Source organism: Devosia sp. Micro-HW1 (assembly GCF_056341075.1).
In genome coordinates this window covers 2730965-2749650 of the sequence record NZ_CP094375.1, presented here as the reverse complement: position 1 = coordinate 2749650, position 18686 = coordinate 2730965, and the positions used below count along the sequence as shown (strand labels likewise).

Here is an 18686-nt window from a genome sequence, read left to right as displayed (position 1 = left end):
ACCACCTTGCCCCCATGTCCATTGATTCGCTCCTTCGATCGCTATGACCTGGCTGGCTGAAACCGCCATGCTGAGCCATGGCTGGCGCCGTTTTCTGCTCTTGCTGGTGGCCGGCGCGCTGGCCGGGCTGTCGGTGCCGCCCTTCTTCATCCTGCCGGCGCTGTTCGTCGCCATGCCCATCTGGGTCTGGGCACTCGATGGCGCCGAGAAGAAGCCCGGCTGGCGGCGGCTTTTCGGACCGGCCTTTTCCATCGGCTTTGCCTTTGGCCTGGGATATTTCCTCGTCGCCTTCCACTGGCTGGGCGCCGCCTTTTTCGTCGATGGCGGCTGGGTGCTGGCCGCCATGCCGCCCGCCATCCTCTTCCTCTCGGCGCTGATCGCGCTGTTCTGGGGGTTTGCCAGCGCCCTGGCGCATCTGAGCTGGAGCCATGGCTGGGTGCGCATCCTCAATCTCAGCGCCTGGCTCGCCGCCGCCGAATTCGCGCGCGGCCACGTGCTGACCGGCTTCCCCTTCGATCTCCTTGGCTACAGCCTCACCGGCACCGACGAGATGATGCAATTGAGTTCGGTGATCGGCGTCTATGGCCTCACCTTCATCGCACCGCTCCTGGCCATGACCCCGGCTCTGGTCTGGCCGGCCGACCAGCGACCCTGGAGCCAGCGACTCGCCCCGCTGTTCCTGGCTTTGCTCTTCATTGCCGGGCAGCTGGGCTATGGCTGGAACCGCCTGAGCGGCATGCAGGCCACGCCACGGCAGGACATGACGCTGCGCCTCGTGCAGCCGCTGGTGCTCGAACATGCCGATTTCGGCAATGTCGATCCGGTGGCCTTGGTGGACCGGCTGCTGATGCTCAGCGACATGCGCATGAACCCCAATGACCAGGGTCTTGCCGACATCACCCATCTGGTCTGGCCCGAATCGAGCCTGCCCTTCTTCCTCGAATCCTATCCCGAGGCCCTGGCCCGCATTGCCCGCCTCCTGCCCGAGCAGACGACGCTGCTGGCGGGCGTGCCGCGCCGCCCCTATGAACTGGGCGATGCCGCTGCCGCCAGCCAGCCGCCCTATAATTCAGTCGTGGCCATCGATACTGAAGGCGAGGTCATTGCCAGCTATGACAAGGCGCATCTGGTGCCTTTCGGCGAATATCTGCCCTTTGCCGATGTCTTTGCACGGCTGGGCATTACCCAGTTCGTGCCCGGCGCCGATGGCTGGTCGCAGGGCGATGCCAGGCGCCGGCTGATGAGCCTGCCGGCGGCCCCTGCCCCGCTGGTGCTGATCTGCTACGAAATCATCTTTTCAGGCCAGCTGGGGGATGTGGCGAGTGCGCAATTCCTGCTCAATCTCACCAATGATGCCTGGTTCGACAATTCCATCGGCCCGGCCCAGCATGCCCACCACGCGCGCCTGCGCGCCGTCGAGGAAGGCATGAGCCTCGTCCGGGCCGCCAATACCGGGCTGACCTTCGCCACAGACCCGCTGGGGCGGATCACCGAACAGCTGGCGCCAGGCGAAATGGCCGCGCTCGATGTGCGGCCGCACCAGAAGCTCGAAAGCACCGTGTTCCAGAGCGTGCGCCACTGGCCTTTCCTGGTCGCTGTTGTCGCGGGAATGCTTGCCGGTTGGGTCGCCTCGCGCGGCATGCGCCGGCGCCGCCCGGCTTAAGGGACAGGGGAAGGCAGATGGGCAGGCTCAAGGACATCGTCATCGACGCCGATCATCCCGCCGCCCTCGCCCGCTTCTGGGCCGCCGCGCTCGATGACTATGCCATCCTGCCCTATGACGACGCCGAGATTGCCCGGCTCGCCACGCTGGGCCTCACGCCCGAAACCGATACCAGTGTCATGGTCGCGGGTCCGGGCACGCGCCTGTGCATCCACCTCCGGCCCGGCCCGCGCCAGGCGCGCAATCGGGTCCATCTCGATATCGAGGCCGAGGATGTCGAGGCGGAAGCGGCGCGCCTCGTCGCCCTCGGGGCAAGCCGCGTGCGCGCTGGCGAGGGCTATGTGGTCCTCACCGATCCCGCGGGAAACAATTTCTGCGTCTGCAAGGGGTGAAGATCGCTTCTTGTGGGTGCGAAGATTTCCCAGGCGCCATGGCATGAGGGGGGTCTGCGCTTTTCCCCACATGCCGGTGCGTTTGCCCGGCAAGGCCTGAGCGGATTTCGCGTCATTTATGCCAATCCCTGTCCCCAATAGGCCAGCACGATCAGCGCCATGAGCACGATGCTGGGCGGCAGATGCGCGAACTGGCGATGCCGGATCAACGTGGCATAGATGGCCAGGCATTCGAGGGCACCCAGCGCAAAGCCGTAGGGGCGCAATTGCGGAAACAGCAGCAGCGCGCCCGTGGCGACGCAGACCGCGCCATTGACGAGGTGCCACCAGCCCGGAAAGCCCCAGCGCAGGAAGCTGGCGCGCAGGGGTGTGGGGCCGGCGAGGTTGACGAAGCCGGTGCCGAGGAAGAAAACGCCAAGCAGCGCGGTCAGCGCCGTGGTCCAGTGGATACCGAAAATCATGAAAGTCTCTTGGAGTTGAGGGGCGGCTTCGCGCCGACCTGTTGGGTAGGTGAGCTGGTGCCCCTCCCCGGAGGGAGAGGGACCGAGGGCGATCAGAACCGGGCCGAGAGGCTTGCCTTGACGGCGTGGCTGGAACTGCCGGCGCCGATCTGGCCGTCATAGCCAAGGTTGAGAGTGACGCTGTCGGAGAGGCCGAAATCGAGACCTGCCTCAAACACGGCGGCACTTTCGACCGCCGGCGTGCCGGCAATGGTGAAGGCATTGCCGCCCGCAAAGCTGTGGGTGGATGTCGGATCGACGCCGCCGAGCGCCTGGCGCCAGCCAATCATGGCACTTGCCGTGGCGGTCATGCCGCCGAGGGTGAAGGCCTGTTCGCCGCGCAGGCCCAGTGTCGCCGTCGTCAGCGCGGCCTGGGCGGAACCGCCGGTCAGGGCCGCTGCGCCGCCATTCTCGGCCATGGCCCCGCGCAGGATGCTGGTATGGGTGAGATTGACGAAGGGCTCGATGACCAGGCCGCTGTCGAAGGTGAAGCGCTGGCCGATCTCGCCGAAGGCCTGCACGGTGGCGCCGGTCGTGCCGGCGGTCAGGTGATCGGCAAAGCCGGGAATGACCACGTCCCGCGACGTCCGCGTTTCATTGGCACCGGCGCTGGCGCCAAAACGCATGGTCGTGTTGCCCACCGAGCCGCCGCCATAGATGCCGGCATAAAGGCTGTCCGTTGTGGCCTGGCTGTCGCGAGCGGGCAGGCTGACCTGACCACGGCCATAGCCACCCATGGCGCCAAAGACCCAGTCCTTGTTGAAGCGCGCATCGGCGCCGAAGAAGACGTTTCCGGCGCTAAACCCGGCCGGGGCCGCGTTGCCGTCGCCATGCAGCATACCGGCCCGGGCCTGGGCAGAGGTCCAGACGTCGATACCATCAGGATTGTCCCCTGCAAGGCTCTGGCCGATGCGGTCCGACATGGCACCGGCGACATCCTGGGACGCAGCAAGCAGGGCGCCCTGCGCCGTGGCGTGAATTTCACCCGAAAGCTGGTCGAAGGCATAGATGGCGTCGGCGACATCATAGGTCAGCACCCGATCATGGATCTGGTTGCCGGCGCCAAGGCCCTCGACGGCGGCGCCGGTGGCGCGCTGATTGGGGGTTTCGCCGACCGTGCCGAAGCCGGTGGCATTGCGGGTGAGTAGCAGGGCCACTTCATTGGCGTCGTATTCGAGCAGGCTGTCGAGGAAGGCGAGGTTGTCGGTAACGCCGTCGAAGGTCCCCTCGATGCCGTTTTCGGCACGCAGGAATGTGTAGCGGGTCGACTCGGCGTAGTTGCCGCCGCTCGCCAGGACATTCACGGTTCCGTCGAGGAAAGCCGTGCCGTCCACCGCGACGAGGCCATGATTGCCCTCGGCATCGACTTCGAGCTGGAAGATGGCATTTTCACCAAGCATGAGGTCGCCGGTGATGCTGAAGTCATTGAAGCCGCTGGCGCCGATGCGACCCTCCACCTCGGCATTGCGAATCTCGCCCGCGCCGGTGAGGAAGCCATCGGCGCCCACCAGCACGTCCTCGATCGCGCCATTGACCTCAAGCACGCCGCCGCGCACTTCAGTGCCGCCGGCATGGGTGCTGGTGCCCGTGAGAACCAGGCGGCCGGCATCGGTCTTGACCAGGCGCCCGTCGCCGGTAAAGGCGCTGGCAATGGTCGCGGTGGTGCCCGCCCCGGCTACGCTGCCGTCGCCGACGCGGATGATGCGCTCGCCCTCGTCGATGCGGATATCGCCACCGGTAAGGACATAGCCGTCGGTGGTGAACTGCATGCCATCGACATTGACATAGTCGGCGGCGATCTCAACCGTGCCGGCCGTGCCGCCAAAAATCACGAAACCCGGATCGGGATCGGGCTGGCCGTTGGTGCTGCCATCGGCCGAGGTGAAGACGTCGCGATCGTCCCAGAGGCCGTCGCCACCGTCGATCCGGCCATTGTTCCAGTTGCTGGCATCGCCGCCATCCCAGAAAGCGATATCGACCCCGGCGCTGGAGACGATATTGACCTGGCCGTCCAGCAATTGCAGTTGCACGTCCTCGGGCTCGATGCCATCGGGCAGGTCGCGGATATGCGCGTCCTGGTTGAACAACGACCCCTCATAAGAGATCACCCGATAAACGCCGGGTCCGAAGCCGCCGGCATCGGCGATGTCGATATAGCCATCGAGCTCCACATCGCCCAGGACATGAAACAGTTCCGCGCCGCCCGGTGCGCCGAGTGACACCGACAGGGCGGAGCCGCTGCTGATGACGAGCCGGTCCATGGTGAGCGTCTGGCCCTGGACGCCAACCATGGTTGCGCCCTGATTGAGGTTGACGGTCCCCAGATGGCCGGTGCCCTGGAGCTGCGCGCCGATGATGATGGTGGAGGCGTCGGAGAAGTCGCCATTGACCTCGAGCACGCCGTCGCGGACGACGAGCGACCCGCCCCAGGCGGCGTTGTCGCCGGAAAGAGTCAGACGGCCGGCACCGTCGAGTTCGAGAACCGAGGTCGAGGTCCCGGTGATGGTGCCACCGAATGTGGTGTCGGTGCCTTGAGTCGTGATCAGTCGGCGATTGGTCAGGTCGATGACACCGTCCGCTACAGGACCGACATGGGCGAGGCTAGCAACGGCCTGATTGGCCAGCAGTTGCAGGCGGCCACCGCTGTTGACCAAAAGCCGGGCCTGGGACGACAAGGCATCGGTCGCTCCGATGATGACGCTGCCGTTCTCGACGGTTGTATAGCCGGTATTCGTGGCATTGCCGGTCAGGGTGATGGTTCCGCCCCCAAAACGAATGCCGCCGCCCGATGTGGCTTCGGAGATCGTGCCGGTCAGGGTCGCGTTGCCCTCGGCGCGCACATTTCCCGAAATATTGCTGACCACGAGTTCGTTGCCGATGGTGACGCCGTCTCCAAGGATCAACGAGCCCTGCTGGCCGAAGTGGACAGCGCCGCCACCAAGGGCCTGATCGTGCCGAACCGTGAGATTGGCCAGATAGCTCTCGCTGCCGATCAGCGTCCCGTCGGCATAGCTATTAGCATTGGTCAGGATCAGGTCGCCCGCGATCAACCGCAGTGTGCGCGTGCCGCTGATCTGCCCGTTCCAAGTCGTGGGATTGATGGTCTGGAGACCCCCGTGGCCATTGAGCACCAGATCATTGGCAAATGCCATCGCCTCGCCATAGGACAAGGCGAGGCCACCCGAGCCGCTCAGGGTCACGGCCCCCGTGCCGAACGCATCCTGGTTCTGGATCTGCAACCACCCGTCCTGCACCTGCGTACCACCTGTGTGGCTATTGGCAGCGGACAGTCTCAACCAGCCGTAACCTTGCTTGATAATGGCATGGTCGCCGGAAATGGCCCCGGACTGGTGTGCGTACACGCTGGACCCAGTAATGAGCGTCGCATCCTCGGTCAGCACGATCTCCGCCGTCCGGTTCTGGCCATTGGCATAGGTGATCGTCTCGGCCCGCGCCGGAGTCAGCAGCACCAGGGCCGCGGCGGAAACGCCCAGCATGAGGGCGGCGCGGCGACGGTTGCGCGACCGCGGGCGGGCGTGTCCGAAGGGCAGGGTGGACATGGGCATACTCCAGGCTCTGGCCGGCAGGCAAAGCGGGGCCGGCGACGGACGCGGCGGCGCCCGGCAAAATGAAAATGACGATGTGCGGAAAAGCCCCGGCCCCCGCCTTGTCGAGGCGGAAGGGATCGCGAAGCGGACGCGCCTGATCAGGGTGCGTCGGGACACGGGTTATGCCGTGTCCTCGTCACCCTATAGCGGCAGAAGCCCGCGCGCTGGAGATGCGATTAATTACAGTTTTTCGCCTATTTGCCGCCGGCCCGCTCGGCGCGAATGGCGGCAGCCCGCTCGGGATCGAAGACGAAGCCCTGCGCCAAGGCCAGGTCAACCCGGGCCTGGAGGAACTGGCGGCCGATATCGGCCAGCCGCTCGGTCGGTATCAGGAACTGCCGGCGCCGATCGGTCTCGTCCACGACCCTCATGATGGTACCGGCTGCGACCATGTCGTCGATATGGCGCTTGACGGTCACTTCGGTGGCCAGCACCTCGAAATAGGTCGAGAGCTCCTTGAGGGTGATCGGCTTGTCGTCGATGTAGCGCTGCGCGACGAGGCAGAAGATCATGTCCGCCTCGAAAATGCTGCGCCAGTAGTGCTTGAGGTAGCCCTCGGCGACCATGCGCCTGCGGAACTCGGTGCGATAGGATAGCCAGGCGACATCGAGATCGAGGGCGGCGCGCTGTGGCTGGGAAAGAACACCGGTGGCGGGAGCGGACTGATCTGTCATTTTACCAAAGCCAAACGCCTCGAAGGCATACTAACCAATGAAGAGCGTTACAAAATGCAAAAGCCGCGTGACGGATCACGCGGCTTTTGCATCGAATATTGGTGCCCAGAAAAGGACTCGAACCTTCACGCCTTGCGGCACACGGACCTGAACCGTGCGCGTCTACCAATTCCGCCATCTGGGCGACGGCGGTGTGTCTAGGGCCCAGCCGAAGCGATGTCAACGGCCTTTCATGCACAAAGTCAGAAGTTTGCACCGTCCCAGTGTTTGATGGCGCTGTGATCGACCGGTGGCGCGCCTTCGAGGCAGTTCACATTGACCATCACCAGCTCATTGCCCTGCCCGTCGCTGCCCCGGGCGAAGGACTCGATGCCGCAGCTCGCGCAAAACAGGTGGTCGATCATTTCGGTGTTGAAATGATAGAGGGTGAGCAGGTCCTCGCCCGAATGCAGGGTAAAGGCGGACGCAGGCACCGATTGCATCACCCAGCCGAGGCGCCGGCAGCGGGAACAGTTGCAATCGCCGAGCGCCGCGAAATCGGTTCGCACCGTAAAACGGACCGAACCGCAATGGCACTGGCCCTGATAGTCGCGCATCTCACTCATGATCGTGGTCTCCGGAGAATATGAGAACAAATAGTGAACAGCATTACCACAGAGTCAAGCCGTCAGCGTTCACTTCTCCACCCCGGCAAGGCTCGACAGGAGCAAGTCGCCTGCGCTAGAAGCGGTCATCTCAAGTCTTGCCGGATCTCGGAGCCTCACCATGGATCGCAATGAACCAAAGCTCGTCACCATTTTTGGCGGGTCGGGATTTGTCGGCAATCACCTGGTGCAATCGCTGGCCCGCAAGGGTTTTCGGATCCGCGTCGCCGTGCGCCGTCCCGATCTGGCCGGGGAAGTGCGCATGTATGGCGGCGTCGGCCAGGTCGTGCCGGTGCAGGCCAATCTGCGCAATGAAGCCTCGGTGCAGCGCGCCGTTGCCGGTTCGGACGTGGTGATCAACCTCGTCGGCATCGGCTACCAGCGCGGCAAGCAACGTTTCGATGCCGTGCATGCCGCAGGCGCCGGTGCCGTCGCCCGCGCCGCCAGGGCTGCAGGCGCATCGGCGCTGGTGCATGTCTCGGCGCTGGGCGTCGACAAGGCGGCCGAGGTCAGCGCCTATGCTGCCAGCAAGCTGGCCGGCGAACAGGCGGTGCTCGCCGCCTATCCCAATGCCGTGATCATCCGACCCTCGATCATGTTCGGCCAGGGCGATGGCTTCTTCAGCCTCCTGGGCACGCTGTCGCGCGTGCTGCCGGTCATGCCGCTGGTTTCGGGCGAGACGAAGTTCCAGCCGGTCTATGTCGGCGATGTCGCCGAAGCCATCGCCGCGGCCGCCGAAGGCGCGGTCAAGACCGGGCGCGTCTATGAACTGGGTGGCCCCGATATCGAGACCCACAAGGTGCTGCTCGATCGCATCCTGCGCGAAGCCGGCCGCAAGCCCATGGTCGTCGGCATGCCCGCCGGGATCATGAAATTCATGGCGACGCTGCTGGGCATCCTGCCCTTCAAGCCCCTTATCACGGCAGACCAGGTCGAGCTGCTCGGTGTCGATAATGTCGTGTCCGAGGCCGCCATCAAGGAGAAGCGGACGCTCGCTGCCTTTGGCGTCACCCCGACAAAGATGGACGATGTGCTGCCCACCTATATGTGGCGCTTCCGCCGTCACGGCCAGTTTGACCGCGACGGCGGCGCCCCGGCCTATCCGGTCTGATATTTTCGGATGCCATAGCCGTCCGTTGCAAACCCCGGGACCAGTCCTGGGGTTTTTGCTGTGTCGCCATTTCCCTGAAAAGAATCCGAAGATATATCTTGAAACCATGTCCCGAGGCGCCAATCTCCTGGTCACGGGCTTTACGATATATCAGGAGATACACCATGACCTACTGGAAGGACGGCGAGCCGAACTGGCGGGAATTCGAGCGCATGGCGCGTCGCGGCTGGGGCCGGATGGCCCGCATGGCCGACAGCGATTTCGGCCAGATGGGCGGCAATTTCCGCGTCGGGCGTATGCTGGCCTCGGGCGATTTGCGGCTGGTCGCGCTCTATTTCATCGAGCAGCAGCCGCGCCACGGCTATGATCTCATCAAGGCGGTCGAAGAGCGCTCCAATGGCGTCTATTCGCCCAGCCCCGGCATAGTCTATCCGGCGCTGACCTATCTCGAGGAGGCCGGCTACGTCACCTCGGCCGCCGATGGCAACAAGAAGCTTTATACCATCACCGACCAGGGCAAGGCGCATCTGGCGGAAAACCGCGAGGCTGTGGCCACCACGCTCGACTTCCTCGGCCGTACCGGCGAGCAGATGAACCGGTTTCGGGAATTCGTGAAGGCCGACTGGCCGGGCAGCGAAGGACGGCCCGAGGATGGCAATGTGCCGCCCTTCTGGGGTGAACGCCGCGGCCCGGGACCTGAGGATCGGCCCATGCATGATGCTGCGCCGGAACTGGAAGCGGCCCGCAAGGGGCTCAAGGATGCCATCAAGCGGGTCCGACACGCCGACAAGGATCTGCAGCGCAAGGCGGCGGCCATCCTGCAACAGGCCACCACGGCGCTCCATGCGCTGGGCGATGACGAAGTGGATATCTGAAGAGGCAGGCCACCCCCACCTAACCTCCTCCTGAAGAAGGGGGAGGGACCCACCGGAGTTTGCCCCGCTATCGGTGATACACCTCTCTCCTCCCCTTCTTCAGGGGGAGGCCGGGTGGGGGTCCTTTATAGTCGGCTCAAGCCCCCGGTTTGGTCTTCAGAAAATCCAGAACCATCTGCACGGCATGGGCTTCGCGTTCCTGCACCATGTTGACGCTGGTGAGGTCGCGCTCGAAAATCACCGACAAAGTGGCCGTGTTGGACACGTAGAAGAAGCCCAGGGCGGCCACGGAAATATAGAGCTGCACCGGGTCGACATCGCGGCGGAACACGCCCGAGGCGGCGCCGCGCTCGATGATGGCGGCGATCTGCCCCACGAGGGGCGAATGCAGCGCCTTGATGTCGGGCAGGGTTTTGAGGAACCGCGCATTCTCGATGTTCTCGGTGCCGAGCAGGCGCGGAAACCAGGGATTGGCGAGGAAGTGCCGGAAGGTGAAGCGCACCAGCCGGTCCATGGCCTGCACCGGATCGTATTGGTCAAGGCTCAGCGCCTTCTCGCCCCGGCGGATCTCCTGATAGGCATCGAGCAGCACCGCCCGGTAGAGATCCTCCTTGTTGCCGAAATAGTGGTAGAGCAGGCGCTTGTTGGCGCCTGCCCGCTCGGCAATGGCATCGACGCGTGCCCCCTCAAAGCCCCGATCGGCGAACTCCATCCGCGCCGCGGCGAGGATGGAGGCCTTGGTCTTGGCCGAGTTGCGCGGACGCTTGGCCGCCTCAGCTTTGCGCCGGGGCGTCTCCACGACCGCGGTTGAGGAGGGATCGGACACGATTGGACACCGCTGGAATGGACATGAGGATGACGAGGACGATGATGATGCAGATAACAGCGCTGATGGGCCGGGTAAAGAATGGCGTCGGGTCGCCATTGGTCAGCGCCAGGCCGCGCCTGAGGTTAAGGTCGAGCAGGTCGCCCAGGACGATGCCGAGCACCAGCGGCGCCATGGGGTATTTCATCTCCCGCAGGATGAAGCCGACAACGCCAAAGACGAGCATGACATAGACATCGAACATGCGCTGGGTGATGGCGAACGAACCGACCACGCACAGGATATAGATGACCGCCATCAGGCGTTCGCGCGGCACGCTGAGGACCTTGATGAAGATCCGGGTCAGCGACAGGCCGAAGATCAGGTTGGCCAGGGTCGCCAGGAGCAGCATGGCCACGACCTGATAGAGGAAGGGCGCATTCTCGATCATCAGCATCGGGCCGGGCCTGATGCCATGGATCATCATGGCGGCGATCAGCACGGCGGCCGCTGCCGAGCCGGGCAAGGCCAGGGTCAGGGTCGGGATCATCGAGGCGGAGACGACGGCATTGTCGCCGGTTTCGGCCGCGATCAGCCCTTCCTGGCTGCCCTTGCCGAAGAGTTCGGGGTTTTTCGAGCGCTTCTTGGCAGCCGCATAGGAACTCCACGCCCCCACGTCCTCGCCAACGCCGGGGATGATGCCGACAAAGGTGCCGATGATGCCCGAGCGGATGATGGTCTTCCAGTATTGGAACACTTCCCGGAAGGTCGGTACGACGCGGTCATTGACCGGAGCGATCCGGGCAATGGCGGTGCGCTTCATGGTGGAGAGGATTTCGGCAAGGCCAAAAGCGCCGACCATGGCCGGGATCAGGTCGACGCCGCCGCCCAGGGCGGGAATGCCGAAGGTGAAGCGCTGATAGGCATGCAGCGTTTCCATGCCGATCATGGCGACCATGAGGCCCAGAATACCCGCAATATAGCCCTTGAGCGGGGTGTCGGAGCCCGTCATCTGGCCTGAAATGACCACGCCGAACAGCGCCAGCCAGAAGAATTCATAAGAGCCGAATTTGAGCGCCGCCTCGGCCAGCAAGGGGGCGATGATGGCGAGGAAAAAGATCCCGACCAGCGTGCCCAGGGTGGAGGAGGTGGTGGCCAGACCCATGGCGAGGCCAGCCTTGCCCTGCATGGCCAGGGGGTGGCCGTCGAGCGTGGCCGCGGCATTGGCCGGGGTGCCGGGAATATTGAGCAGGATGGCGGTGCGGCTGCCGCCATAGATGGCGCCGAGATAGACGCACATCAGCGTCAGGATCGCCTGGTCGGGCGCCATCTTGTAGGTAAGGGTGACCAAGAGGGCCACGCCCATCGTGGCCGTCAGCCCCGGCAGGATGCCGATGGCGAGCCCGAGCAGCGTCGCCCAGACGACATTGAACAGGCCCGCCGGGGTGAGGAAATGGGCAACGCCCTGGCCCAGCAGAATCAGACCGTCAAACATGGCGACTGCCCTTTAGAACCGCGCTTGCCGCACCCAAACCCTTGATCCCTCCCCACAGGGGGGAGGGAGACGATGAGCACAGGCGGTTCGTTCTTTCGCCTCCCTCCCCTCGATGGGGAGGGAATGAGGGTGGGGTGATCTCTGTCATGGGTTGGGTCTTGTTCATTGGGTTTGCCCCCTCAGGGCAGACGGACGAGAAAAATCTCGCCGAAGACATATTGAATGCCCAGACCGGCGCCGAGGGCGACGAGGGTAGCCCAGACGAGGGTGCGCGGCAGCGATCCGGGCCGATCGGCCAGCACCGTCTCGAACAGGGTGATGAAGCTGAAGACAAACAGCGCTGAAGCCAGCCAGAATGGCAGGCGGCCAATCAGGCCCAGCGTATAGACAAGTGCCAGGCCCAGGACGGCCAGCACCCTTACCGCCTGCCACGAGACCAGGGCGCGCACCAGCGCCGCGCCGCCACCGCGCCTGTCGAGCCGCGCCGACCTAATGGCCAGGAGACTGCCGCAGAGGGTCAGCGCCAGACCGAGGATGAAGGGCACGAGACCCGGAATGGTCGAGGGATGGATGCGGCGCACTTCCAGCCGATCCATGGTCCAGGAGAAATAGGCAATGACCAGCCCCAGCGCGACAAAGACGATCGCAGTGATGAGGTCGGCCCGGATGCGGGCCGGGTCAATGGCGTCATCGACGGGAATGGGCGTGGGGGCTTCGGTGGTCATGGTCGTGCCTATGGAAAGAGCAAACCGAGGCAGGTCACCCCGCCCCAGCTTCGCTAGGGCCTTCAGCCCAGATCCGCTACCCTTCCCTCAATTTAGGGCGTGCTGATCAGCAGTTTGGACAGGCGCGTTCGCTTCAGCGCCTGCGCCTCCCTCCCCGCAAGGGGAGGGAATGAGTGTGGGGTGAGGCCGGGTTCACCGGCCCCACCGACCCTGCATTACTGCGCGACTTCCGTCCGCGTGGCGCAGTCGATGCCGATCGTGGACGGATCATTGACGGCTTCGCCGCGATCGACGGCGTCGCAGGCCTCAAGGATCACCACGGGCATGGCCAGGGCGCGGGCCTCGGCACCATAGGAGGGCGCAAAGACCGCGCCGAAGGTCTCGGCATAGGTCTTGACCGATTCCGAATTGGCCACCTGTTCGGCCCAGATCTTGTCGACCGTGGCCACCACCTCGTCAGGCACGCCGGTCGGAATGAAGATGCCGAAATAGTCGGGTGCCAGCTCCATGTCCGGGAGCCATTCGGTGATCGGCGGGATCGGGTCGACGCCATCGAGAACCAGCGGCTTGTCCGAGAGCACGGCGAGGGGTTTGAGACGCCCGCCACGAATGAGTTCGGTCTGTTCCACCGCCAGCTGCGTGGTCGCCATGGCTTCGCCCGCGGCCGTGGCTACGGCTGCCGGACCGCCGCCATCATAGGTGATCATGTTGTAGTCGAAGCCATCGGCCGCGCCGGACAGGGCAGCAATGGCGGTGCCGCCCGAGGAGGTCACGCCGGCCGTCGCCACGGTGATTTCCGAGCCGCGGGTCTTGAGCGCTTCGAGCAACTGCCCGAAATCGGTAAATTCGCTGTCCGCCGGCACCGAGACGACGGGCACGTTGGCGACGGAAAGATAGATATGCCAGTCATCGATGTCGGTATCGGGCAAGAGGCCCGAAACGTGATAGGTGGCGTTGTTGGCAATGGCATTGGCGGTCCAGGTATAGCCGTCGCGCGGGGCGTTGAGCACTTCCTGGGTGCCGATGGCGCCCGAGGCACCCGGCTGGTTGACCACCACGACTTCCACGCCCAGCGCTTCGGCCAGGATCGGCGCGGTGACACGGGTGACCTGGTCGGTCGAGCCGCCAGCGCCCCAGGGCACGATCAGGTTGATCGGCCGGTCCGGCTTCCATTCCTGCGCAAATGCGCTCGCGGTTCCAAGCGCCAAAAGGGCACAGCCCGACGCAAGAACGATCCGCAGTGACTGCTTCATCATCATCTCCTCCCTCGTGTTGTGGCACCGATTTTTCGGTTGGCACGGGTGGAGCTTGCGGCTGTTGCTCACCCGAGTCAACACCCATGTAACCAGTCGGTGACCTAAAACGATTTCGCTGCCGCCCCAGAAAGCCCATTGCATCAATACTTTCCGCTCGTCATCATGGCCCGGAAACAGCAATTTGAACCAGACCGTGCAGCTGAGGGCCAATGTGGGGATTTGAACCGTCAAGCGTCGCCGTCATGGTGGTGGCGCTGGCTGCCGGAGCCGTGGTCAAGGGCGCCACCGGCATGGGCCTGCCGCTGGTGGCGCTGCCGGTGCTGACGACATTTTTCGGCCTGCAGCACGCCGTTGGCCTCATGTGCGTGCCACTGATCTTCACCAATGCCTGGCAGGTCTGGCGCTTTCGTGCCGCCCGAAAGGACGACCGCATGGGCTTTCTGCCGCTGTTTCTGGCCGGCGGCGCCGTTGGCATCGTGCTGGGCACCTGGGCGCTGACCAGCCTGCCCGAGCGGGCGCTGGTGCTGGGTCTGGGGGTCATCCTGCTCTGCTATGTCGCCCTGCGCCTCATTGCCCCGCATTTTGTCGTCGGGCCGGCTCTGGCCCGGCGCGCCGGGCCTTTTGCGGGGCTGGGCGGGGGGATATTGCAGGGCGCGACGGGCATTTCGGCGCCCATTGGCGTCACCTTCATCCATGCCATGTCGTTCGACCGCAACGCCCATGTCTTTGCCGTCTCGACCATGTTCCTGCTCTATGCGGCGGTGCAGCTGCCAGCCCTCGCCATATCAGGCGTCATGCAGTCGCAATGGCTGCTCGAAGGCATTCTGGCGCTCATCCCCATCCTCCTCTTCATGCCGGTCGGCCAGGCCCTGGCCGGGCGGATGAGCCGCAAGGCCTTCGATCGCATGATCCTGATCTTCCTTGGCCTCATCGGCCTCAAGATGGTCCTGGGCCTCTAGCCACCGGTTCCGGCAATTTCACCAAGGACGACACTGCCCACGCTTGACGAGTGCCTCTGTGCTCATATAGGTAAGTAACTAATCAGTTACACCGAATGCTGCGGCTTGGGAGGAAAACACATGGCAGAGCAACGGATCGGCATCATCATGCACGGCGTCACCGGACGCATGGGCTACAACCAGCATCTGGTGCGCTCGATCCTGGCGATCCGCGACCAGGGCGGCATCATGCTCAAGAACGGCGATCGGCTCGTCGTCGACCCGATCATCGTGGGGCGCGATCGCGACAAGATCGAAGCCCTGGCCAAGAAACACAATATTGCCCGCTGGGGCACCGATCTCGACGCGGCGCTGGCCAATCCGGAAGACACGATCTTTTTCGATGCCGGCACGACGCTGATGCGCGCAGGACTGCTCGAACGCGCGCTCGCCGCTGGCAAGCATGTCTATTGTGAAAAGCCGACCTCCGACGACCTCGAGATCGCCGTCAATCTGGCGAAAACCGCCCGCGCCTCGGGTCTCAAGCATGGCGTGGTACAGGACAAGCTGTTCCTGCCGGGCCTGATGAAAATCAAGATGCTCAAGGACTCCGGCTTTTTCGGCAAGATCCTCTCGGTGCGTGGCGAGTTCGGGTACTGGGTTTTTGAAGGCGACTGGCAGAAGGCCCAGCGCCCCTCCTGGAACTATCGCAAGAAGGATGGCGGCGGCATCATCCTCGATATGCTTTGCCACTGGCGCTATGTGATGGACAATCTCTTCGGCGAAGTGCAGGCCGTGTCGTGCCTCGGCGCCACCCACATTCCGCAGCGCGTCGACGAGAAGGGCAACACTTTCGACTGCGACACCGACGACGCGGCCTATGCAACCTTCGAGCTTGAAGGCGGCGTCATCGCCCAGATCAATTCGAGCTGGACCACCCGCGTCCGCCGCGACGATCTCGTCACCTTCCATGTCGACGGCACCCATGGCTCGGCGGTAGCGGGCCTCCACAAATGCTGGACCCAGCATCGCGTCAACACGCCCAAGCCGGTGTGGAACCCCGACCAGCCGCAGACGATGAACTTCTTCAACGACTGGGAAGAGGTTCCGGACAACTGGCCGGCCGACAACGGCTTCAAGGCGCAGTGGGAAATGTTCCTGCGCCACGTCGCCGAGGACGCGCCGTGGGAATATGGGCTGGAAGCCGGCGCCAAGGGCGTGCAGCTCGCCGAACTCGGTTTGAAGAGCTGGGAAGAACGCCGCTGGCTGGATGTTCCGAAGCTGGAGTTTTGATCCAAAGTCCCCCTCACCCGCCCTTCGGGCACCCTCTCCCACGAGGGGAGAGGGGGACACCGAATTTTTGACAGGCGCGGAGTTCCCCTTCTCCCCTCGTGGGAGAAGGTGGCGCGCAGCGCCGGATGAGGGGGATGCCCGCCATGACCACAATCAACCTGCCCAATGCCGATCGCTCCATTGCGCCCTATACGCTGACGGGCGATCCGATCCCGTTCGTGAAATTCAAGGCGACCGACTTTCCGCGCATCGCCTATTCGGCGGCCCATGTCGTGGCCGATCCGCTGGCCAGCAACGACCCGTGGCTGACCCCGGCCATCGACTGGGACACGACGCTCAAATTCCGCCACCGCATGTGGGATCTGGGCCTCGGCGTCGCCGAAGCCATGGATACGGCCCAGCGCGGCATGGGCCTCACCTGGGCCGAGGCGCAGGAGCTGATCAAGCGCTCGCAAGCCGAGGCGAAAACCCGCGACGACGCGCTGATCGCCTATGGCGCCGGCACGGATCACCTGATGCCCGGACCCGATGTCACCATCGACGACATCATCCGCGCCTATGACGAGCAGGTCGGCTTTGTCGAAGGACAGGGCGGCCGCGTCATCCTGATGGCCTCACGTGCCCTCGCCGCCGCCGCCAAGTCGCCGGACGATTATGCGCGCGTCTATGGCCATATCCTGAGCCAGGTGAAACAGCCTGTGATCATGCACTGGCTCGGGGAAATGTTCGATCCGGCCCTTCAGGGCTATTGGGGCGACATCGACCACGACAGGGCCATGGATACCTGCCTCGATGTCATTACCGCGCATGCGGACAGGGTCGACGGCATCAAGATTTCCCTGCTCTCGGCGGAAAAGGAAATCACCATGCGCCGCCGCCTGCCGGCGAGCGTCAAGATGTATACCGGGGACGACTTCAATTATGCCGAGCTCATTGCCGGCGACGACCAGGGTTTCTCCCACGCCCTGCTCGGCATTTTCGACGCCATCGCCCCGGCCGCCTCGGCAGGCCTTGCGGCCCTGGGGCGCGGCGACGAAGCAGAGTTCTTCGACATTCTCGAACCCACCGTGCCGCTCAGCCGGCATATTTTTGCGGCACCAACGCGCTTCTACAAGACCGGCGTGGTGTTCCTGGCCTATCTCAACGGATTGCAGGACCATTTCGCCATGATCGGCGGGCAGCAGTCGACCCGTTCGGTGCAGCACCTGTCTGAACTTTTCCGCCTCGCCGACAAGGCCCGCGTGCTGGCCGATCCGGACCTCGCCACGCAGCGCATGAAGGCGGTGCTGGCGGTCAATGGAGTTTCCGCATGAGCGCCGACACCGTCATTTCCCTCAACCTCGCCACCACCCGCCCGCAATGGGGCTTTGCCGAGGCCGTGGACGGGTGCCTTCGGGCCGGCATCACTGCCATCTCGCCCTGGCGCGACCAGATCGAGGCCATCGGGCTCGACGAGGCCGCGCGCATCGTCCGGGACAACAAGCTGCAGGTGACCGGCGTCTGTCGCGGCGGCATGTTTCCGGGCGTCGACGCGGCCGACCGGCAGAAGCGTATCGACGATAATCTCCGCGCCATCGACGAGGCCGCCGCGCTCAATGCCGATTGCCTCGTTCTGGTCGTGGGCGGCCTTCCGGGATCGTCAAAGGACCTGCCCGGCGCCCGCCAGCAGGTGACGGACGGCATTGCCGCGATGCTGCCCCATGCCAAGGCCTCGGGCGTGAAAATCGCCATCGAGCCGCTGCACCCCATGTATGCGGCTGACCGGGCCTGCGTGAACACCGTCGATCAGGCGCTCGACATCTGCGAACAGCTCGGGGAAACCGTGGGCGTGGCGCTCGATGTCTATCACATCTGGTGGGACCCGAACCTCAGCAAGGCGATTGCGAGGGCGGGGCGGATGAAGCGCATCTTTGCCCATCATATCTGCGACTGGCTGGTGCCGACCAAGGATATGCTGCTCGATCGCGGCATGATGGGCGATGGGGTCATCGACCTCAAGGCGATCCGCAGGATGATCGAGGAAGCCGGGTTTTACGGGCCTCAGGAAGTGGAAATCTTCTCTCAGGACAATTGGTGGAAGCGCCCCGGCGACGAGGTCTTGCAGGTGATCAAGGAACGCGTGGCGGCCGTCTGCTGAGGCGCGCTCCACTCTTGGGCTGGTGTCGCTCCAAACAAAAAGCCCCGGACCAGAGGTCCGGGGCTTTGGCATTCCTGGGGCCGTTTAGCTGGCCTTGTAGAAGGTAATGGACTGGCACAGGATGCCCAGCTGGCAGCCGGTGATCTTGATGGCATCGTCAGCGACCAGGGTCACCTTGGCGCCGGCCTGGCTGCCGCCATAATTGATGGTGCCTTCCCATTTGCCGGGCGCAGTCTGCTCGGCCTGGACGACTTCCTTATTGACGAAAGCCAGGTTTTCCGGCGTCCGCGATGCACCCTGAATATCGTTCAGGACGCCGCAAAGGTCGGTCCCGTCGCCGCAAAGGTTGAAGGTGAAACTGGTGCCTTCGGCGTCGACCCAGGTGCCGTTGATCGTCGCGTCCTGGGCAAAGGCGGGCATGGCAATGGCGCTCAACAGGGCGGCGCCAACAAGAATAGATCTAACTTTGGTCACGGCAAGTCTCCGTCGGGTGGCCGCGCGCCATTGCTCGCCGCCACAACTGGTTCAGTATTGGTTTGATGCCGCTTTAAACACATAAAATGCGGCAAA

General features: G+C 64.2%; 17 protein-coding genes and 1 tRNA gene. 8 read left to right on the top strand and 10 right to left on the bottom strand.

Translation table 11 applies throughout. The features are described from left to right. Positions 1-43: 43 nt before the first annotated feature. Together lnt and MQW79_RS13180 are read left to right on the top strand one after the other, a co-directional pair. Complete coding sequence (gene lnt, locus MQW79_RS13185; RefSeq protein WP_476584931.1) at positions 44-1663, top strand: apolipoprotein N-acyltransferase; 1620 nt, start codon at positions 44-46, stop codon at positions 1661-1663. A 17-nt stretch (positions 1664-1680) separates the two neighbouring features. Next, positions 1681-2055 (top strand): VOC family protein, encoded by a 375-nt coding sequence (locus MQW79_RS13180; protein ID WP_476584930.1) that lies wholly within the window; start codon positions 1681-1683, stop codon positions 2053-2055. Between the two features lie 116 nt (positions 2056-2171). On the opposite strand, the gene MQW79_RS13175 is transcribed toward MQW79_RS13180, so the two are convergent. The 5 genes from MQW79_RS13175 to MQW79_RS13155 form a co-directional block, all read right to left on the bottom strand. After that, the gene (locus MQW79_RS13175; RefSeq protein WP_476584929.1) at positions 2172-2516 is read right to left on the bottom strand and encodes a DoxX family protein; all 345 of its coding nucleotides are present in this window, start codon (positions 2514-2516) and stop codon (positions 2172-2174) included. 92 nt (positions 2517-2608) lie between these two features. Further along, the gene (locus MQW79_RS13170; RefSeq protein ID WP_476584928.1) at positions 2609-6115 is read right to left on the bottom strand and encodes an autotransporter domain-containing protein; all 3507 of its coding nucleotides are present in this window, start codon (positions 6113-6115) and stop codon (positions 2609-2611) included. A 242-nt stretch (positions 6116-6357) separates the two neighbouring features. Continuing rightward, a complete protein-coding gene (locus tag MQW79_RS13165) occupies positions 6358-6837 on the bottom strand; it encodes a MarR family transcriptional regulator (protein WP_476584927.1) in 480 nt (159 codons plus the stop codon). A 99-nt stretch (positions 6838-6936) separates the two neighbouring features. Further along, a tRNA-Leu gene (locus MQW79_RS13160) sits at positions 6937-7021 on the bottom strand. A 58-nt stretch (positions 7022-7079) separates the two neighbouring features. Continuing rightward, the gene (locus tag MQW79_RS13155) at positions 7080-7442 is read right to left on the bottom strand and encodes a GFA family protein (protein ID WP_476584926.1); all 363 of its coding nucleotides are present in this window, start codon (positions 7440-7442) and stop codon (positions 7080-7082) included. Between the two features lie 160 nt (positions 7443-7602). Between MQW79_RS13155 and MQW79_RS13150 the strand changes: the two genes are divergently transcribed. Next, the gene (locus MQW79_RS13150) at positions 7603-8592 is read left to right on the top strand and encodes a complex I NDUFA9 subunit family protein (RefSeq protein ID WP_476584925.1); all 990 of its coding nucleotides are present in this window, start codon (positions 7603-7605) and stop codon (positions 8590-8592) included. 164 nt (positions 8593-8756) lie between these two features. Further along, positions 8757-9467, top strand: a complete 711-nt coding sequence (locus MQW79_RS13145) for a PadR family transcriptional regulator (protein ID WP_476584924.1) — start codon at positions 8757-8759, stop codon at positions 9465-9467. A gap of 136 nt (positions 9468-9603) precedes the next feature. Here the strand turns inward: MQW79_RS13145 and MQW79_RS13140 are convergent, their stop codons facing one another. From MQW79_RS13140 to MQW79_RS13125, 4 genes are all read right to left on the bottom strand, one after another. Beyond that, positions 9604-10293 (bottom strand): TetR/AcrR family transcriptional regulator, encoded by a 690-nt coding sequence (locus MQW79_RS13140; RefSeq protein WP_476584923.1) that lies wholly within the window; start codon positions 10291-10293, stop codon positions 9604-9606. Then, positions 10241-11767: a tripartite tricarboxylate transporter permease gene (locus MQW79_RS13135; RefSeq protein WP_476584922.1), complete on the bottom strand. Its 1527-nt coding sequence runs from the start codon at positions 11765-11767 to the stop codon at positions 10241-10243. Before MQW79_RS13135 ends, MQW79_RS13140 begins: the two co-directional genes overlap by 53 nt. Before the next feature lie 179 nt (positions 11768-11946). Beyond that, positions 11947-12492 (bottom strand): tripartite tricarboxylate transporter TctB family protein, encoded by a 546-nt coding sequence (locus tag MQW79_RS13130; RefSeq protein ID WP_476584921.1) that lies wholly within the window; start codon positions 12490-12492, stop codon positions 11947-11949. A 215-nt stretch (positions 12493-12707) separates the two neighbouring features. Next, positions 12708-13745 (bottom strand): Bug family tripartite tricarboxylate transporter substrate binding protein, encoded by a 1038-nt coding sequence (locus tag MQW79_RS13125; protein WP_476584920.1) that lies wholly within the window; start codon positions 13743-13745, stop codon positions 12708-12710. A gap of 212 nt (positions 13746-13957) precedes the next feature. On the opposite strand from MQW79_RS13125, the gene MQW79_RS13120 reads away from it, so the two are divergent. The 4 genes from MQW79_RS13120 (at position 13958) to MQW79_RS13105 (ending at position 18116) form a co-directional block, all read left to right on the top strand. Continuing rightward, complete coding sequence (locus MQW79_RS13120) at positions 13958-14707, top strand: sulfite exporter TauE/SafE family protein (protein ID WP_476584919.1); 750 nt, start codon at positions 13958-13960, stop codon at positions 14705-14707. A 120-nt stretch (positions 14708-14827) separates the two neighbouring features. Beyond that, positions 14828-15979: a Gfo/Idh/MocA family protein gene (locus MQW79_RS13115; protein WP_476584918.1), complete on the top strand. Its 1152-nt coding sequence runs from the start codon at positions 14828-14830 to the stop codon at positions 15977-15979. Positions 15980-16122: 143 nt separating this feature from the next. Further along, positions 16123-17292: a dihydrodipicolinate synthase family protein gene (locus MQW79_RS13110; RefSeq protein ID WP_476584917.1), complete on the top strand. Its 1170-nt coding sequence runs from the start codon at positions 16123-16125 to the stop codon at positions 17290-17292. Beyond that, positions 17289-18116: a sugar phosphate isomerase/epimerase family protein gene (locus MQW79_RS13105; RefSeq protein WP_476584916.1), complete on the top strand. Its 828-nt coding sequence runs from the start codon at positions 17289-17291 to the stop codon at positions 18114-18116. The genes MQW79_RS13110 and MQW79_RS13105 overlap by 4 nt, the downstream gene beginning before the upstream one ends. An 84-nt stretch (positions 18117-18200) precedes the next feature. Here MQW79_RS13105 and MQW79_RS13100 read toward each other — a convergent pair whose 3' ends face one another. Continuing rightward, positions 18201-18590, bottom strand: coding sequence for a hypothetical protein (locus tag MQW79_RS13100; RefSeq protein WP_476584915.1), 390 nt, complete (start codon positions 18588-18590; stop codon positions 18201-18203). Between the last annotated feature and the right edge of the window lie 96 nt (positions 18591-18686).

Coding starts and splice junctions, on each gene's coding strand:
- lnt (WP_476584931.1), top strand. CDS start 44: ATGACCTGGCTGGCTGAAACCGCCATGCTGAGCCATGGCTGGCGCCGT.
- MQW79_RS13180 (WP_476584930.1), top strand. CDS start 1,681: ATGGGCAGGCTCAAGGACATCGTCATCGACGCCGATCATCCCGCCGCC.
- MQW79_RS13175 (WP_476584929.1), bottom strand. CDS start 2,516: ATGATTTTCGGTATCCACTGGACCACGGCGCTGACCGCGCTGCTTGGC.
- MQW79_RS13170 (WP_476584928.1), bottom strand. CDS start 6,115: ATGTCCACCCTGCCCTTCGGACACGCCCGCCCGCGGTCGCGCAACCGT.
- MQW79_RS13165 (WP_476584927.1), bottom strand. CDS start 6,837: ATGACAGATCAGTCCGCTCCCGCCACCGGTGTTCTTTCCCAGCCACAG.
- MQW79_RS13155 (WP_476584926.1), bottom strand. CDS start 7,442: ATGAGTGAGATGCGCGACTATCAGGGCCAGTGCCATTGCGGTTCGGTC.
- MQW79_RS13150 (WP_476584925.1), top strand. CDS start 7,603: ATGGATCGCAATGAACCAAAGCTCGTCACCATTTTTGGCGGGTCGGGA.
- MQW79_RS13145 (WP_476584924.1), top strand. CDS start 8,757: ATGACCTACTGGAAGGACGGCGAGCCGAACTGGCGGGAATTCGAGCGC.
- MQW79_RS13135 (WP_476584922.1), bottom strand. CDS start 11,767: ATGTTTGACGGTCTGATTCTGCTGGGCCAGGGCGTTGCCCATTTCCTC.
- MQW79_RS13130 (WP_476584921.1), bottom strand. CDS start 12,492: ATGACCACCGAAGCCCCCACGCCCATTCCCGTCGATGACGCCATTGAC.
- MQW79_RS13125 (WP_476584920.1), bottom strand. CDS start 13,745: ATGAAGCAGTCACTGCGGATCGTTCTTGCGTCGGGCTGTGCCCTTTTG.
- MQW79_RS13120 (WP_476584919.1), top strand. CDS start 13,958: ATGTGGGGATTTGAACCGTCAAGCGTCGCCGTCATGGTGGTGGCGCTG.
- MQW79_RS13115 (WP_476584918.1), top strand. CDS start 14,828: ATGGCAGAGCAACGGATCGGCATCATCATGCACGGCGTCACCGGACGC.
- MQW79_RS13110 (WP_476584917.1), top strand. CDS start 16,123: ATGACCACAATCAACCTGCCCAATGCCGATCGCTCCATTGCGCCCTAT.
- MQW79_RS13105 (WP_476584916.1), top strand. CDS start 17,289: ATGAGCGCCGACACCGTCATTTCCCTCAACCTCGCCACCACCCGCCCG.